General features: G+C 70.6%; 11 protein-coding genes and 1 pseudogene. 4 read left to right on the top strand and 8 right to left on the bottom strand.

What is annotated here, in order from left to right:
- Window positions 1-20: 20 nt before the first annotated feature.
- From OHB13_RS03750 to OHB13_RS03720, 7 genes and pseudogenes are all read right to left on the bottom strand, one after another.
- Window positions 21-1,280, bottom strand: a complete 1,260-nt coding sequence (locus OHB13_RS03750) for an FAD-dependent monooxygenase (RefSeq protein ID WP_328375606.1) — start codon at window positions 1,278-1,280, stop codon at window positions 21-23.
- A 23-nt stretch (window positions 1,281-1,303) separates the two neighbouring features.
- On the bottom strand, window positions 1,304-2,878 hold the full coding sequence (locus OHB13_RS03745; protein ID WP_328375604.1) for a class I adenylate-forming enzyme family protein: 1,575 nt from the start codon (window positions 2,876-2,878) through the stop codon (window positions 1,304-1,306).
- A gap of 93 nt (window positions 2,879-2,971) precedes the next feature.
- Window positions 2,972-3,514, bottom strand: coding sequence for an SRPBCC family protein (locus OHB13_RS03740; RefSeq protein WP_328375602.1), 543 nt, complete (start codon window positions 3,512-3,514; stop codon window positions 2,972-2,974).
- A gap of 89 nt (window positions 3,515-3,603) precedes the next feature.
- On the bottom strand, window positions 3,604-4,044 hold the full coding sequence (locus OHB13_RS03735) for a GNAT family N-acetyltransferase (protein WP_328375600.1): 441 nt from the start codon (window positions 4,042-4,044) through the stop codon (window positions 3,604-3,606).
- Between the two features lie 45 nt (window positions 4,045-4,089).
- A complete protein-coding gene (locus OHB13_RS03730; RefSeq protein WP_328375598.1) occupies window positions 4,090-4,845 on the bottom strand; it encodes a transposase in 756 nt (251 codons plus the stop codon).
- A gap of 50 nt (window positions 4,846-4,895) precedes the next feature.
- Window positions 4,896-5,156: pseudogene (locus tag OHB13_RS03725) on the bottom strand (helix-turn-helix domain-containing protein); the annotation flags it as partial.
- A gap of 443 nt (window positions 5,157-5,599) precedes the next feature.
- A complete protein-coding gene (locus OHB13_RS03720) occupies window positions 5,600-6,412 on the bottom strand; it encodes a helix-turn-helix domain-containing protein (protein ID WP_328375596.1) in 813 nt (270 codons plus the stop codon).
- A gap of 175 nt (window positions 6,413-6,587) precedes the next feature.
- On the opposite strand from OHB13_RS03720, the gene OHB13_RS03715 reads away from it, so the two are divergent.
- From OHB13_RS03715 to OHB13_RS03700, 4 genes are all read left to right on the top strand, one after another.
- Window positions 6,588-7,799 (top strand): Gfo/Idh/MocA family protein, encoded by a 1,212-nt coding sequence (locus OHB13_RS03715; protein WP_328375594.1) that lies wholly within the window; start codon window positions 6,588-6,590, stop codon window positions 7,797-7,799.
- 1,145 nt (window positions 7,800-8,944) lie between these two features.
- Window positions 8,945-9,934: an NADPH:quinone reductase gene (locus OHB13_RS03710; protein WP_266859343.1), complete on the top strand. Its 990-nt coding sequence runs from the start codon at window positions 8,945-8,947 to the stop codon at window positions 9,932-9,934.
- Between the two features lie 105 nt (window positions 9,935-10,039).
- The gene (locus tag OHB13_RS03705; protein ID WP_328375590.1) at window positions 10,040-11,206 is read left to right on the top strand and encodes an exonuclease SbcCD subunit D; all 1,167 of its coding nucleotides are present in this window, start codon (window positions 10,040-10,042) and stop codon (window positions 11,204-11,206) included.
- Complete coding sequence (locus OHB13_RS03700; protein WP_328375588.1) at window positions 11,203-14,214, top strand: SMC family ATPase; 3,012 nt, start codon at window positions 11,203-11,205, stop codon at window positions 14,212-14,214. The genes OHB13_RS03705 and OHB13_RS03700 overlap by 4 nt, the downstream gene beginning before the upstream one ends.
- 91 nt (window positions 14,215-14,305) lie before the next feature.
- On the opposite strand, the gene OHB13_RS03695 is transcribed toward OHB13_RS03700, so the two are convergent.
- Entirely contained in the window at window positions 14,306-15,997 is a 1,692-nt protein-coding gene (locus tag OHB13_RS03695) for a DUF885 domain-containing protein (protein WP_328375586.1), read from the bottom strand.
- Window positions 15,998-16,015 lie beyond the last annotated feature (18 nt).

Below are 16,015 nucleotides of genomic sequence, written 5' to 3'. Positions count from 1 at the left end.
TGGGGTGGACCGCGGGGCGGTCATGTTTCCGCCCGGCGGGGGGCGCGTACGGCCGTGTCCTGGCCAGGGACGGGCAGTGTATCCGGGCCGGGTACGGGCAGCGCGTCCGCGGAATCGAAGGACCGGGCGCCGTGCATCCAGGCCACCTGGTCGTGCAGCTCGGCCGCCGACAGCGAGGACAGCAGCGCGTTCCTGTCACGGGCCGCCTGCCCCGCCGGATGCCACAACTGCGTGCTGCGGCGGGCGAGCAGCTGGATCTGCGCGGTCCGGTCGCGCCGTTCGGCGTTGTACTTCTCGAACCGCGCGGGAAGTTCGTCGGCGCGAGCACCGAGCATCCCGCCGAGCAGCACGGCGTCCTCCAGCGCCTGGCAGGCGCCCTGGGCCGCGTAGTGCAGCATCGGATGTGCGGCGTCGCCCAGCAGGACCACCCGCCCGTCCGTCCAGTCGCGCACCGGTTCGCGGTCCACGAGCACCCAGGACCGCCAGTCCTCGCCCAGATCGAGCAGCCGGTGCGGAACTTCACCCAGGTCCGTGAACTCGCGGCGGACGCGCTCCCGTGTCACGGAAACACCGGCGAACGCCTCCGTGGCGCCGTCGTCACGGCTGGCGGCGAGGTTGAGGTACTTCCCGCCGGCGATGGGATAGTGCACGAAGTGACAGCCGGGGCCCGCCCACCAGGTCACGGTGGGGGAGCGGAGCTCCTCGGGCACCCGGGTCATCTCGATGACGGCCCGGTAGACCGTGAGTCCGGAGACGACCGGCGGCCCGTCGCCCACCAGTTGCCCGCGCAGCGCCGAGTGAATGCCGTCGGCGCCGATCAGACCGTCGCCGCTGATCCGCTGCCCGTCGTCGAGGACGACCGTCGCGCTCGCCGCGTCCTGTTCATAACCCACGACGCCGCTGCCGCTGCGCAGTTCGACCCCGTCGTGGCGGCGGCAGGCGTCCAGCAGCAGGCCGTGCAGTTCGGCCCGGTGCACCACGACGTACGGATTGCCGAAGCGGCGCCGGTACTCGCCGGTGAGCGGCATGCTCGCCACATGCTCACCGGTGACCCCGTCCATGAACCGCAGAGCTTCCATCCGTACGGCGGTTTCCCGGACCGCGTCCCCCACACCGAGGCGGTCGAGGGCGTGCAGGCCGTTCGGCGCCAGCTGGATACCGGCGCCGATCTCGGCGAAGCGATCGGCCCGTTCGAGGACCAGCACCTGATGTCCCTGCCCGGCGACGGCGAGGGCCGAGGCCAGTCCGCCGATGCCGCCGCCGACCACGACTGTCTTCATCGTCCTGCTCCCTCCGTGCTCCCTCACGGGCGACGGCCCTCCGCTGCGAGGAGCCGCGCGAGCTCAAGCCTCTTGATCTTGGTGGTGGCCGTCTGCGGCAGATCGCCCAGACGCTGGTGCACGGGCGCGGCCATCGGCGGCAGGTCCGCGGCCGCGGCTTCCCACGCCGCCGCGTCCAGCGGTTTGTCGTTCTTGGTGCAGACGACGGGCACCGCAGTGCCGTCCGCGCCGCGCACGATGACGACCTCGTTCAGCTCCGTCAGCCTGCCGAGCAGGGTGTCCTCGGCGGCCAGCGTGCTGCCGAAACCCTCGATCAGATCCACCTCCCGGTCGAGGAGATGGACGCACCCCCACTTCGTGCGGTATCCGACGTCGCCCATCCGCCACCAACCGCCTTCGGACACCTGCTGTTCGTAGCGGTCGTGCTCGCCGAGATAGGTCGCGATGCGGCCGTGGCTGCGTACCTCGATATATCCGGGATTGGACTCCGACGGCGCCCTGCCGTCGCGGCTGACGACACGGGCCTCCGTCATACCGGGGAACGGCATTCCGACGCAGCGGCCGTCCGCCTCCGGGTGCCGCCGCCGGGTGAACGCGCGCACCACGGCCGGACCCACCTCGCTCTGCCCGTAGAGCTGGCCGAAGACCGGGGCCCTGCGCCGTGTCGCCCGCAGCAGCCGGTGCACCGTCCGGGGGTGAATGGCGTCGAAGGTGCTGCTGAAGAGTTTGACGTTCGACAGTGGCTCACGGGGGTCGTCGGCCAACTCCTCCCACTCCATGAAGGAGTTGGGGTGGGCCTCCAGGACGCCGGGGCGGATACGGGCGAAGAGATCGCCCACCCGCCGCACATCGGAGTCGGCCAGGACGGCGATCGGGAATCCGCGCATCAGCGAGATGGCGAGCGCGGTGAAGAGCCGGGAGTGCACGAACGACACATGCAGGGCGATGGTCTCGCGCCTGACCAGGATGGGGGCGACGGCCAGCAACTGGGGACGGTACCTGGCCTGGAGGCTGTGGCCCGTATGGACGGCGAGTTTCGGTGTACCGGTGGTCCCCGATGTGTGGGTGATGAGCGCCGGGCGCTCAGGAGGCAGAGTCACCGGGGTGACGCGACCGGCTCCCGCCGGCGAGGTCAGGGAGACGGCGCGTTCGTGGTCCCCGGTGGTGAGCAGTACCCGCTCCGCCAGCTCGAAGACCGTGTCCGGCAGCTCCTTCGCGAGCTTGTCCGGGTCGGTCACCAGGAAGGGCCTGCCCACCCGCCGGACCAGTTCCGCGACCGTCGTGCCGTCCAGCGCCGGGGACAGCAGCACGGGTACGGCACCGATGCGCGCCACCGCACAGGCGAGAAGGATGATGTCGAACCCGTCGGACTTGTGGACGACCACTTTCTGACCGGGGCGTACTCGGGCGGCCCACAGCCGGGAGGCGAAGTCGTCGACGATGTCCGCCACTTCGGCGACGGTCATCCGCAGCCCTGCGGAAGGCGCGATGCCGAGCTGGTGGTCGAGAATCAGGATATTCGCCGGATGCCGGGCCGCTGCCCGCTCGAAAAGCGTCCCCAGCCGGAATCCGCGATTTCCTATGCGTTGTAGAAGCATGCCGCCAAGCTCTCGTTGGTGGACGTGAGAATCCGGTCGCCGCATGCTGGTCACTGCTTCGGCCGGAGAGTTCAGGAGGTGGGGGCGTACTGCTCAGCCCCTGTCGACAACGGCCTTGACGCGGTCGAGGGTGGCCGCCAGATCCCCCTTCACCTTGGCGCCCCATTCGGTGAAGAACCGCCGCTTCTCCTGCTCGTCCATGTCCGCGACAATGCCGCGGATTCCCTCGGTCGCCCGGTCCATACGGAAATGGTGGGTGAGGGTGCAACCCCCCTCCGCAGGCTCGATATCGAAACCCCAGACGCTCTGCTGCCTGTTCCCGGAGGTGTCGCGCATGGCCCAGCGGAACGTCACACCGGGATCGGCGGCGACGACCTCGGACTGAGTGATCCACTTTCCCCGGACGACCGGCGCCCAGGAGACAACGCTCTCGTCGCGCAGATTCTCTCCGCGGAAAACAGCTCCGACCGTGGCCGGTTCACCGGAAACCCATTCGCCTCCCAGGCATTCGGGGCTCCATTCGCCACTGCGCGGAAGATCGCTGACGATTGCGTACACGTCCTCCGGTGCTGCGGAAACGACGGTGCGGGCGCCGAGTTCGAAGAGCGGCGATTCTTCACTGATGTTTCGGTCCATGCCCGGAAGCTTGCAGATGCCCTGTGTCGTGGGTCAAAGCCCGGGGTGCGGGTCCGTCAAGTCGTCCCTTCGGGTGCCATGTTGCACGCTCATTCCGGACCGATGTCCCGGCCGAAGTGGTGGGCCGCGATCACCATGCGGTGGGCGTGGTAGAAGCGGTGGGCTCCGTGATTGGCGACCCCCGAGTCGAGTTCGATCCGAGTGCAGCCGGCGCGCCTGGCCCGCGCCTCCAGCTCCTCCATCAGCAGACTTCCGACGCCACCCGACCGCACCCCCGGGTCGGTGACCAGATCGTCGACGAACAGCAGCCGGCCCCGGCTCGTCACCAGCGTCCGGTGAGTCGCCACGCCCACGCACGGCCCGTCCGGGACGTAGGCAGCGGTGAAGACGAGACCCTGCCGGTGGGCCTCAGAGGCGAAGGACATGAACGCCGCTTCGCTGAGGCCGGGCCGCAATGTCCGCAGGAGCGGGCCTATGTCGGTGCGCATGGCTGCCTGTCCGGGCACAATGTCAGCTGTTGTCAGGTCCACACCGGCAGCCTAAGTGGTCTGGTCCGTAAGCCCTTCGGGGGTTGATCATGTTGCCAGTGCGACGGAGGATTCTTCCTGGTGGTCTGCGGTGCGCCGGTCGAGCCTGGTCAGCAGATCGTCCAGGTCGGAGGTGGTGAACTTCCACTGGAATGGCTGTGCCGTGGCGTTGTAGCGGTCTTCGAAGGCTCGGAGTCGGTCCCCGACCTGGGCCAGGTCGGGGAAGTCGTTGGGTGACACAACTTTGCGCTGCACGACGGAGAAGTAGATCTCCACCTGGTTCAACCAGGAGGCGTGCACGGGGGTGTGCACCATGACCGCATTCGGGAACGCCGCAGTCAGCCGGCCAGCAGCCTTGTGCCCGCGATGGGAGGAGCCGTTGTCGACGATCCAGAAGACGCGTTTGGCGCTGGCGTAGGGCTCTTGGGTCATGACCTGTTCGACCAGGTTCATGAACGGCACGATTCCGGTGGTGGGTTCACAGCGGCCGAAGACTCGGGCGTGGTGGACGTCGTAGGCCGCCAGGTAGGCCAAGGCGCCGCCGCGGCCGTAGGTGTGGTTCACGCGCATGGCGCGGGCCTGCCCGGGGGCGAGCGTGGGGTGGCAGCGGCAGCGGGCCTGGATGGAGGTCTTCTCGTCCGCGCTGATGACGTACTCGTCATCTCCGAGCCGTTTGCCCTGCCAGGTGCGGGCGTACAGGTCCAGGACGCGTTCGGCCTTGGGGCGGAAGTCCGGGTCGGTGATGAAGATCCAGGAGCGGTACTGCCAGGGCTTGAGCGCGTCCTGGCCAAGCCAACGGCGCACGGTTGAGGCCGACACGAAGGTGGCGATGCCCGTTGCATGGCCTCGCGGGCGAGTTCTGGGCAAGACCAGCGGGGCAGGGGTGCTCCGGTCTCGGCAGGCAACTGGCAGGCCATCGCCTTGACCTGCGCGGCCTGTAACGCGGTGAATGCGGGCGGGCGCCCGGAGCGCTTGCGGTCGGCGAGGTCGGCAAGGCCGCCCTCGGCGAACCGGTCCCGCCAGGTGCGCACGGTGTCCAGGTGCAGACCCGTCTCGCGGGCGATGCACGCATTGGAGCGTCCCCGCACCGCGTGCAGCACGACCTGTGCGCGCATCCGCAGCCGGTGCTCGGTCTTGTGGCCGTAGGCCATCTTCTTCAGCCGCTTACGCTCGGCGGCGGTCGGAGCTATAGGGAGTGCGGTGGCAACGGGCATGAGGCGAGGGTCGATCGACAGAAGCGGATCACAACAGGCCGAAGCCTGCCGTGTCCGCTCCCCGGCCCCTCGGGCAGGATGGCCGTCATGCCCACGCCCCCGGAGCCCACCAGGCTCTCGCTCGAGCAACGCCTTGGCGAACACGCGCTTCGCACCACCTGGCCACAGCTGACGAGGCTGCACGTCCGCCACAGCGGGGCGTTCGCCCAACGACCCGCCCGACCCGCTGATGTGCCGCAGGCCGCCGCCACAATAAAGGCAACGGTTCGCTGAGCTGGAACTGCTGTATTCCGCAGATCAGTGCTGTCCCGCCGTACGGAGCACGTGGTCGACGGGGCTGAGTATCACCGTGGCCGGTGGGTGGCTCGTCCCAGCGCACTGTTCAGGTGCTCGCGCCGGAATCTGGCCGGTGGTCCGCCGCACTCGTTGGAGAAGGCGCTGTAGAACCGGCTGACCGATCCGAAACCGGATGCCGAGGCCACATGGCCGATCGGTAGATCGGTGGTGACGAGCAGCCGTCGGGCTTCGGCCAGACGGCAGCGCATGACGTAGTCGCCCACTGTGGTGCGCACGACCTTACGGAACTGAGTCATCGCGTAGGTCGGGTGCAGCCCTGCTGCCGCGGCGATTTCGGCAACAGGGAGTGGTTCACGGAAGTGTTCGGCGATGTGCTGCACCATGGCGACGACCTGGCGCAGCGCAGGGTCGCCTCCGGTGAACTGGCGTACCGGTTCCCCGAGGGTGGCCAAGGCAAGGCGGCGAACCCGGGCTTCGAGTTCGAGCATGGCGATCCGGTGTTGTTCGGCCTGGCCGCTGGCCAGGTCGATGGCCCACTGGGCGAAGGTCGCCGGATCGGTCGCCACTGCAGCCGATGGCGAGGAGACCATTGGTGTGCCGGACAGTAGACGGCTGACCAGCGAGTCAGGCAGTCCCCAGCGCAGGAAAGCCGCAAATGGCACGTGGACCCAGTGGACACGGGTTGCCGAGTTCGCGACGAGCTGGTGGGGCACGGCGGCCCAGAACGCGGCCACGCTGCCGGGGCCGACTTCGACTGGCACGCCGCCGAACAGATAGAGCATGGTGCCGCCCTCGGCCACGAGGTTGATCTCCACGTCGTCGTGCTGATGGGCGGCGTCCATCAGCAGGGGTTGGCCCATCCAGCCGATGGGTCCTGACGGTTCGACCTGAGGATCCAAGAAATTCCTGCTCTCATCAATGAAGACTTCACGGTTCCTAGGCTCCTATCGTCGCATTCTGTGTCGCACCGGCAGCCGTCGGGTTCCGGTTCAATCTGTGATGCCGCGCGAGTAGTCCGCGGGTAAGGAGTCTTTTGTGTTTTCTCTGGGTATCGTCGGAGCAGGCCAGTTCGCCGGGTCATTCGCCAAACTCTGGCGACTGCACCCTGGCGTGGGCGACATCGTGGCAACCGACCTGTTGCCGCAGCGAGCCGCACGCCTGGCCGCCGACTACGACCTCGCCGGGACCCTTCCGTCGTACGAGGCAATGCTCGACTCGGACATCGACGCAGTCGCGATCTTCACCCAGCGCTGGACGCACGGATCGCTCGCCGTCCAGGCACTACGCGCAGGCAAGCACGTGTACTCGGCCGTGCCGATGGCCGTGTCCGAACAGGAGATCGCGGCCATCATGGAAACGGTCCGGGAGACCGGGCTGACGTACATGATGGGCGAGACCAGCCACTACAACCCGGCAACCGTCTACGCCCGCGAGCAGGTCGCCAAGGGCGCCTTCGGCCGGCTGTTCCACGCTGAGGGCGACTACATCCACGACATGGACCTCGGCTTCTACGACGCATACCAATACAGTGGCGGCGAGAACTGGAAGGCCACCGCGAGCTATCCGCCGCTGCTGTACCCGACCCACTCCATCGGCGGGATCCTGGGAGCCTGGCAGACCCACGCCACGAGCGTCAGCGCGATCGGTGTCGTCGACGACCGCGAGGACGGAGTGTTCGACCGCGAGGTCAGCCAGTTCGACAACGACATCTCCAACGCCACCGCACTGTTCGAAGTAGCCGGCGGCGGCTCGTTCCGGATCAACGAGTTCCGCAGGGTCGGATACCCCTCCCACATCCGGGAATCCAGGTTCCGCTTCTTCGGAACCGAAGGCAGCTTCGAACAGCTCGCGACCGTCAGCCTCTGGCAGGACAAGAAAGGCGTCGAAGACGTCACCGACCACCTGCACCCGAGGCCCACGCTGGCCCCGGACGACCCCTCACTGGCCCATCTCGCCCCCGCCTTGCGCGACGCCTTCGCCTCCGGCACGGCACCGGTCCACGACCGCTCCCGGCTCCCCAGCCAGTTCGCCCACGCCCCTAACGGCCACGAGGGCAGCCACCAGTTCCTTGCCGACGACTTCGTGACGGCCGTTACTACCGGGACACTGCCCCCGGTCAATGCCTGGACCGCGGCCCGCTACACCCTGCCCGGGATCATCGCTCACCAATCCGCCCTGCAAGGAGGCAACCGACTGGAGATACCCAACTTCGGTAATGCTCCGGGCGCAGGCCGGCTGGATGATTGATCTTGCAGGCGCATGGCCGATTGGCGATGCCGAGGTCCGTCCGGGCAGGCCCGCTGAGCTGAGATCAACGAGGCAGATACCCAGGTCAGAAGACCTCCCGTGCGTGAGCGATGCGTGAGCGGACGTGCTGGCACGAGGCACCTCGGCCTGGACCGGTCGTCAAGAGGTCGACCTCTGACCAGGTTTTTCTGGATGGGCGGCTCAGTCAACGGAAGTCCCGGCAGGATCCGGCCGGGACCTTTCCGTTGGTTTGGGTTCGAGTCCCACACGGCCCACTGCTGGCAGGCAGGGGATCCCCATCTGACCTGCTACGGAGCGCCTCGACCGGATTCATCCGGTCGGGGCGCTCCATCGTTCCCGGCCTCGTGCGTGAGCGGACGGTCCGGCAGCAGCCGCTACGGAGGGCGGCCTTACGGACACGTGGCACCAGGTTGGCGGCAACTTCAGCTGCGGCTTTGTCGACCTCAGGCTGCAGGCTCGTGTACGTGTACGTGTCCGACGTCAGCGTGATCGTGGAGTGCCGCAGCGTCTCCTTGATCGTGGGGAGGCCGCCACCACTGCCGTGGGGTGAGGGTCGCGGAGACGTGCCGCAGGTCCCGCAGGGTGATGGGCGGAAGGTCGGTCCGCGCGAGGATGCAGCGGAAGGTCTCCGATACGGTCTCGGGGTGGAGCCGGAATCCGTCCTCCCGTGTGAACACGTTGCAGGTGTCCTGCCAGGCCCGGGGCCCCACTTTTCCTTCTCCCTGAGCTGACGCTCGCGGTGCTCGCGGAGCACGACCACGTTCTGGCTGTCGAGTGCATGCGCCTGCCGGCCCGATACGAAGACACCCTGCTGCCCACCGGTGGCTTCACTGGCACCCCCGTAGACGCCCTCGACTGCGCGTGCCAGCTCCACCTCGCCGGCTCCGAGATCTGAGAAACCACCACGCACAACGCCGGATCCGAAGTCAACCCCCGAAGGACTTCGGGAACGGACCACTAAGACCCGGACGCCGGACCGTCGGAGGGTGCGCCCGAGCCGGCGACCCGGCCGCAGGCCCAGCGGTCTGCGGGGTGTCCGACAACCGCCTCACCGGCCGGGCCGAGTTGACGGACATCGGTTCCGTTCCTGGCGGCCCGTGCCGGCCGTGTCAGGATGCTGAACCATGCGCGCCGCCTACATAGAACAGCTCGGCACCCCGGACGTCATACGCTACGGCGAGCTGCCGCCACCCCTGCCGGGCCCCGCCGACGTACTCGTCGATGTGCTCGCCACCACGGTCAATCCGGTGGACACCTTCGTCCGCTCGGGAATCTTCCCCACACCCGTCGACTTCCCGTTCGTGATCGGCCGGGATCTGGTCGGCAGGGTCTCCGCTCTCTCCACGGCAGGTCCGGAAGCACCGGGCTTCGCGGTGGGCGACCTGGTGTGGAGCAACAGCCTCGGCCACGGAGGCCGGCAGGGGGCCGCCGCAGAGCAGGCCGTGGTGGCGGCCGACCGGCTCTACCGTCTTCCCGACGGGGTCGACCCGTACGAGGCGGTTGCCCTGGTCCACCCCGCCGCTACGGCCTGTCTCGCCCTGTTCACCCACGGCAGGATCCGCGCCGGTGAGACGGTCCTCGTCGCCGGCGCCGCCGGGAACGTCGGGAGCGCGCTGGTCGTCCTGGCCGTCCGGGCGGGCGCCCGGGTCGTCGCCACCGCCGGCGCCCGGGACGCCGAGTACTGCCGCTCCCTCGGCGCCTCGGAGGTCCTGGACTACCGGGACCCCGACCTCTTCCGGCACATCCGGGCCGCCACGCCGCAGGGCGTGGACCTCTACCTCGACACCGCGGGTGAGAACGATCTGGCGAACGCCGTCGGCCTCCTGGCCCGCCGCGGCAGGATCGTGCTGCTGGCCGGGGCCAGGTCCCGTCCTGTTCTGCCGGCCGGACCGCTCTACATGAACGACTGCTCGGTCGTCGGATTCGTCATCTCCCACGCGACCGCGGCGGAGCTGGCCGAGGTCGCCGTCACTGTCAACAGCTTCCTGAGCGATGCCCGCCTGCGCCCCCGCGCCATCGAGACGCTTCCGCTGAGCTCCGCCGCGGAGACCCACCGCCGGATGGAGGACGGCCGGCTCCACGGCAGAAGGGTCGTTCTCCGCCCGGACCACTGACAGCCTCCATAGCCGCGCCGCCCCCGGCACGGGTGACAGACTGAGGTGCGTGATGGACGGGGTGGCGGGGCGGAGTGAGGAAAAAATGCAGGTCGGAGCGGCACCTTGAGGATTCTGCACACATCGGACTGGCACCTCGGCCGCTCCTTCCACCGCGTCGGACTCCTCGACGCCCAGGCCGCGTACCTCGACCACCTGGTGGCGACCGTACGGGCCCACGAGGTGGACGCGGTCCTGGTGGCCGGAGACGTCTACGACAGGGCGGTGCCCCCGCTCGCCGCGGTGGAGCTCTTCGACCGTGCGCTGCACCGGCTCGCCGAAGCGGGCGTCGCGACGGTGATGATCTCGGGCAACCACGACTCGGCCCGCAGGCTCGGAGTGGGCGCGGGTCTCATCCGGCTGGCCGGAATACATCTGCGGACCGATCCGGCGGGCTGTGCCACTCCGGTGCTCCTCTCCGACCAGTACGGCGATGTGGCGCTCTACGGGCTGCCCTATCTGGAACCGGCCCTGGTCCGCGACGAGTTGAAGGCGGCCAGGGCGGGGCACGAAGCCGTACTGACCGCCGCGATGGACCGGGTGCGCGCGGACCTCGCAGGACGGGTCCCCGGCACCCGCTCCGTGGTCCTCGCCCATGCCTTCGTCGCCGGCGGAGAGCCCAGCGACAGCGAGCGCGACATCACCGTCGGCGGGGTGGCCGCCGTACCGGCCGGAGTCTTCTCCGGCGTCGACTATGTCGCCCTCGGCCATCTGCACGGCAGCCAGACGCTCACCGAGCGGGTCCGCTACTCGGGCTCCCCGCTCGCCTACTCCTTCTCCGAGGCCGCCCACCGCAAGACGATGTGGCTGATCGACCTCGGCCCCGCCGGAGAGATCGCAGCCGAGCGGATCGACTGCCCCGTCCCCCGGCGGCTCGCCAGGATCCGGGGCCGTCTCGACGCACTGCTGGAGGATCCGGCGCTGGAGCGGTACGAGGAGTCCTGGGTGGAGGCCACACTCACCGACCCGGTACGGCCCACCGAGCCGATGGCCAGGCTCGGCGCGCGCTTCCCGCACACGCTCAGCCTGGTCTTCGAGCCGGACCGGACCACCGGGGACCCGCTCGCCTCCTACGCCCAGCGCCTCAAGGGGCGCACCGACCAGCAGATCGCGGAGGACTTCGTGGCGCACGTACGGGGCGGCGCGGGGCCCGACGCGGCGGAGCGGGGCGTACTCTCCGGCGCCATCGACGACGTCCGGGTGGACGACGGGGCGAACGAGGTGGCGCGATGAGGCTGCACACCTTGCGCATCGCCGCCTTCGGCCCCTTCGCCGCACGCCAGGAAGTCGACTTCGACTCGCTCTCCGAAGCCGGGCTCTTCCTCCTCCACGGGCCGACCGGCGCCGGCAAGACGTCGGTCCTCGATGCCGTGTGTTACGCGCTCTACGGAGCGGTACCCGGCGCGAGGCAGGGGCCCGGGACCACCCTGCGCAGCGACCACGCCCCGGTCGACGAGCCCACCGAGATCTCGCTGGAACTGAGTGTCGGCGACCGCCGCCTGGAGGTCACCCGGCTGCCGGCGCAGCCGCGCCCCAAGAAGCGCGGCGAGGGCTTCGTCACGGAGAAGGCGCAGAGCAGACTGCGCGAGTACGACTCGCAGACCGGCAGCTGGCGGTCGCTGAGCAAGTCCCACCAGGAGATCGGCGAGGAGATCACCCAGCTCATCGGGATGAGCAGGGAACAGTTCTGCCAGGTGGTGCTGCTGCCCCAGGGCGACTTCGCCCGTTTCCTGCGGGCGGACGCCGAGGCGCGCGGAAAGCTGCTGGGCCGCCTCTTCGACACCCGGCGCTTCGCCGCCGTCGAGGAGCGCCTCGCCGTGCTGCGACGGGCGGCCGAGACACAGGTGCTCGCCGGTGACGAGCGGCTGCTGACCCTCGCGCACCGGATGGCCGAGGCCGCGGGCCCGGCCGCGGACGACTGGTCGCTGCCCGTCGACCGGCCGGGCGATCCCGGTCTCGCCGAGGCCGTACTGCAGTGGGCCGCGGTGGCCCGCTGCGGAGCCGGCGAACGGCTCGACATCGCGCGGGCGGCCCTGTCCGCAGCGGAGAGCCGGCAGGCCGCGGCCCGGACAAACCTGGAGGACCAGCGCGAACTGGCCAGGCTCCAGGAGCGGTTCGAGCAGACGCGACGCCGGACCGAAGAGCTGGCGAACCGCCGCGGCGAGCGCGAGGAGGTGCGCGCCAGGCTGGACCGGGCGCGCCGGGCCGAACGGGTCGGCGACGCGCTGACCCAGCGCGACGAAGCGGCCCAGGAGCACCGCGACGCGGCAGGTGCCCGGGAGCGCGCCCGGCGCGAACTGCCCGCCGAGCTGGCCGACGCGGGCGCCGACCAGCTCTCCGCGCTGGAGCGCAGGCTCCGCCAGGACCTCGGGGCGCTGGACGCGGCGCGGCGGGCCGAGCGGCGCAGCGCGGAGATCACCGCCGAGCGTGCGGGCCTGGACCGGCAGGCGCACGCCGACGACGAGCTGATCCGCGAGGCGGCCGGCTGGCTGACCGACTGGGACACCGTCCTGCGCCGCTGCCAGGACCGGATCGAGGCCGCACAGGAGGCCGCGACCCGTGCCGAGCAGCTGGCGGGACAGCTCGAACCGGCCCGCCGCCGGCTGGAGGCGGCACGCGCCCGCGACCGGCTCGCCACCGACGCGGCGGCAGCGGAGGGGCGGCTGAGCGCGGCGCGCGAGCGGGCGAACGCGGCGCACGAGACCTGGCTCGACCTGCGGGAGCGCCGGCTGCGCGGGGTCGCGGCCGAGCTGGCCGCCGGGCTGCGGGACGGCGAGCCCTGCGCGGTGTGCGGCGCGGCCGACCACCCGGCGCCCGCCATGCCCGGGGCCGGCCATGTGGACCACGCCGCGGAGGAGGCGGCGTACGAGACGCACACCCGCGCCGACGAGGACCGTGCCGAAGCGGAGCGCGCCCTCGGCGCCGTCCGCGAGGCGGTCGCTGAAGCGCGCGCGGGGGCGGGCAGCGCCACCACGGGTGAACTCGCCGAACTGGTCGGCCAGTTGCAGCGCGACCATGCCGAGGCCCACGGTACGGCCGCCGGGATGCACGCCGCCCGGGAGGAGCGCGCCCGCGCCGAGCGCGAACACGCCGGGCGGACCGCCGCCCAGCAGCAGGCCGAACGCCGCTCCGCCGCCCGGACCTCGCAGCGCGAGGCACTGGAGCGGGAGCAGTCCGCGATCGAGGAGGAGCTGGTGGGGGCGCGCGGCGGCGCGTGCAGCGTCGCCGAACACGCAACGCGGCTCGAACACCGGATGCGGTACCTGGACCGGGCGGCCGACGCGGTACACGCGGTCGACACCACCGCCCAGCGCCTCAAGGAGGCCGACGACCGGCTCGCCGACGCCGCCTTCCGGGCCGGCTTCGACACCCCGCAGGAGGCCGCCGCCGAACTGACCGACGACAGCGAACAGCGCCGCCTGCAGCAGCGCCTCGACGCCTGGCAGGCTGAGGAGGCCGCACTGGCCGAGCGCCTCGCCGAGCAGGACGCGGCCGACGCCGCCGGTCGCCCGCCGGCCGATCCCGGCGCGGCCCGGGCGGAGTTCGACACCGCGGAGCGCGCGTTCCTGGAGGCATCGTCCGTACTGGACGCCGCTGCCGAGCGCCGCATCGCGCTCCGGCGCCTCTCCGCGCAGGCCGCCGACGAGCTCGCCGGCCTCGGTCCGCTGCGCGCCGAGTACGACAGGGTGGCCCGCCTCGCCACGCTCACCGCGGGGACATCGGCCGACAACGAACGGAAGATGCGCCTGGAGTCGTACGTCCTGGCCGCCCGTCTGGAACAGGTCGCCGCGGCGGCCACCGTCCGGCTGCAGACCATGTCGGCCGGGCGCTACACCCTGGTCCACTCCGATGCCAGAGCGGGCGGCCGGGGCCGCTCCGGGCTCGGGCTGCACGTCCTGGACTCCTGGACGGGGCGGGAGCGCGACACCGCGACGCTGTCCGGAGGCGAGACGTTCTTCGCGTCACTGGCCCTCGCGCTGGGCCTGGCCGACGTGGTCACCGACGAAGCGGGCGGCATACGGCTGGACACGCTCTTCATCGATGAGGGCTTCGGAAGTCTGGACGACCAGACGCTGGACGATGTGCTCGACGTCCTGGACTCCCTGCGCGAACGGGACCGCAGCGTCGGCATCGTCAGCCATGTCGGCGACCTGCGCCGCCGGATCCCGGCCCAGCTGGAGGTCGTCAAGGAGCAGAGCGGATCGGCGGTCAGGCACCACGCGGCGGGCTCCTCCCGCTGAGCGGTGCCGGACCCGGCCGCCGGGCCCGCGCACCCGCGGGCCCGGCCACCGCCGTACCGCGCGGGGAGCACCCGCGCCGGCACCTGCCTCCCTACAGCTTCGAGATCTCGTCCACCAGATCGTCAAGACCCAGCGACCCCTGCGACAGCGCGGCCATGTGCCAGGCCTTCGCGTCGAAGGAGTCACCGTGCGCCTTGCGGGCGTTCTCCCGGCCCAGCAGCCAGGCGCGCTCGCCCAGCTTGTACCCGATGGCCTGGCCCGGCATCGACAGATAGCGGATGAGCTCGCTCTCCACGAAGTCCGCGGGCCGCCCGCTGTGGTTCCCGAAGAACTCCTGGGCCAGCTCCGGCGTCCAGCGCTCGCCCGGGTGGAACGGCGAATCGGCCGGAATCTCCAGTTCCAGGTGCATGCCGATGTCCACGATCACCCGGCAGGCACGCATCATCTGCGCGTCCAGATACCCGAGCCTGCGCTCCGCGTCCGGCAGGAAGCCCAGCTCGTCCATGAGGCGCTCGGCGTAGAGCGCCCAGCCCTCCGCGTTGGCGCTGACCATCCCGACACTCGCCTGGTAGCGGGAGAGCTGGTCCGAGACGTGCACCCACTGCGCCAACTGGAGATGGTGCCCGGGCACCCCCTCGTGGTACCAGGTGGAGACCAGGTCGTACACCGGGAAGCGGGTCTCGCCCATGGTCGGCAGCCAGGTACATCCGGGCCGCGAGAAGTCCTCGGACGGCGGTGTGTAGTACGGAGCGGCGGCGCCGCCGGGCGGTGCGATCCGGGACTCGACCTTCCGTACCCGCTCGGCGAGTTCGAAGTGGGTGCCGTCGAGCGAGTCCATCGCCTCCGACATCAGCCCCTGGAGCCACTTCTGGACCTCGTCCACGCCCTCGATGTGGGTGCCGTGCTCATCCAGGTGCGCCAGCGCCTCCCAGGGACTCGCCCCCGGCAGGATCTTCGCGGCCTCGGTCCTCATCTCGGCCAGCAGGCGGTGGTATTCGGACCAGCCGTACGCGTACGCCTCGTCCAGATCAAGGTCGGTGCCGTTGAAGTAGCGCGACCAGCGGGCGTACCGCTCGCGGCCGACCGTGTCCGGTGCGTCCTCGACCGCCGGCGCGTAGACATCGCGCATCCAGTCGCGCAGCGCGGCCACCGCACCGGTCGCGGAACGGGCCGCGGAGTCCAGCTCCTTGCGCAGAGAATCCGGGCCCGCGGCGGCGAACTCCTCGAACCAGCCGGTGCCTTCCCCGCCGGTACCGGCCCACTCCGTGAGCTGGCCGATGAACGTCTCGGTGGGGCGCGGGCCGCCGAGCAGCCCCCGTTCGAGCCCGAGGGCCAGGGACTCGCGGTACCCGTCGAGCGCGGCGGGCACGCCGCCGAGGCGCTCGGCCACGGCCGCCCAGTCCTCGTCGGTCTCGGTGGGCGTCACGGTGAACACCTCACGCACGGCATGAGCCGGGGAGTGGATGTTGCTGACGGCGCGCAGCGCCTCATCGGCCTCGTGCACGGCCAGTTCGGCGTTGAGCCGCTCGCGCAGCAGCCTGCCGCAGCGCCGCTCGGCATCGCTGTCCCCGCCCGGCCGGCGCTCCGCGGCGTCGAGTTCGGCCAGGGTCGTCCGCGCGAGCGCGGCGAGGGCGGCCTGCCCGGCGGGGGAGAAGTCGGGAAGGCCGCTGGAGCTCTCGCGCACTCCGAGATAGGTGCCGGTGATCGGGTCGAGAGCGATCAGGGAGTCGACATAGGCGTCGGCGACCTGACGGGGCAGTGGGCTGCTGAGAGTCTGTGACATGCGGACATCTTCGTACGG

The sequence above is a fragment of the Streptomyces sp. NBC_00440 genome (assembly GCF_036014215.1).
Taxonomy (GTDB): Bacteria; Actinomycetota; Actinomycetes; order Streptomycetales; family Streptomycetaceae; genus Streptomyces.
The sequence above is the reverse complement of the archived record's forward strand: the minus strand, read 5'-3'. Positions and strand labels throughout refer to the sequence as shown.

Bases quoted from the DNA above. Each gene is read 5' to 3' on its own strand.
- OHB13_RS03750 (WP_328375606.1), bottom strand. From the start codon at position 1,280: ATGAAGACAGTCGTGGTCGGCGGCGGCATCGGCGGACTGGCCTCGGCC.
- OHB13_RS03745 (WP_328375604.1), bottom strand. From the start codon at position 2,878: ATGCTTCTACAACGCATAGGAAATCGCGGATTCCGGCTGGGGACGCTT.
- OHB13_RS03740 (WP_328375602.1), bottom strand. From the start codon at position 3,514: ATGGACCGAAACATCAGTGAAGAATCGCCGCTCTTCGAACTCGGCGCC.
- OHB13_RS03720 (WP_328375596.1), bottom strand. From the start codon at position 6,412: ATGGGCCAACCCCTGCTGATGGACGCCGCCCATCAGCACGACGACGTG.
- OHB13_RS03710 (WP_266859343.1), top strand. From the start codon at position 8,945: ATGCGCGCCGCCTACATAGAACAGCTCGGCACCCCGGACGTCATACGC.
- OHB13_RS03700 (WP_328375588.1), top strand. From the start codon at position 11,203: ATGAGGCTGCACACCTTGCGCATCGCCGCCTTCGGCCCCTTCGCCGCA.
- OHB13_RS03695 (WP_328375586.1), bottom strand. From the start codon at position 15,997: ATGTCACAGACTCTCAGCAGCCCACTGCCCCGTCAGGTCGCCGACGCC.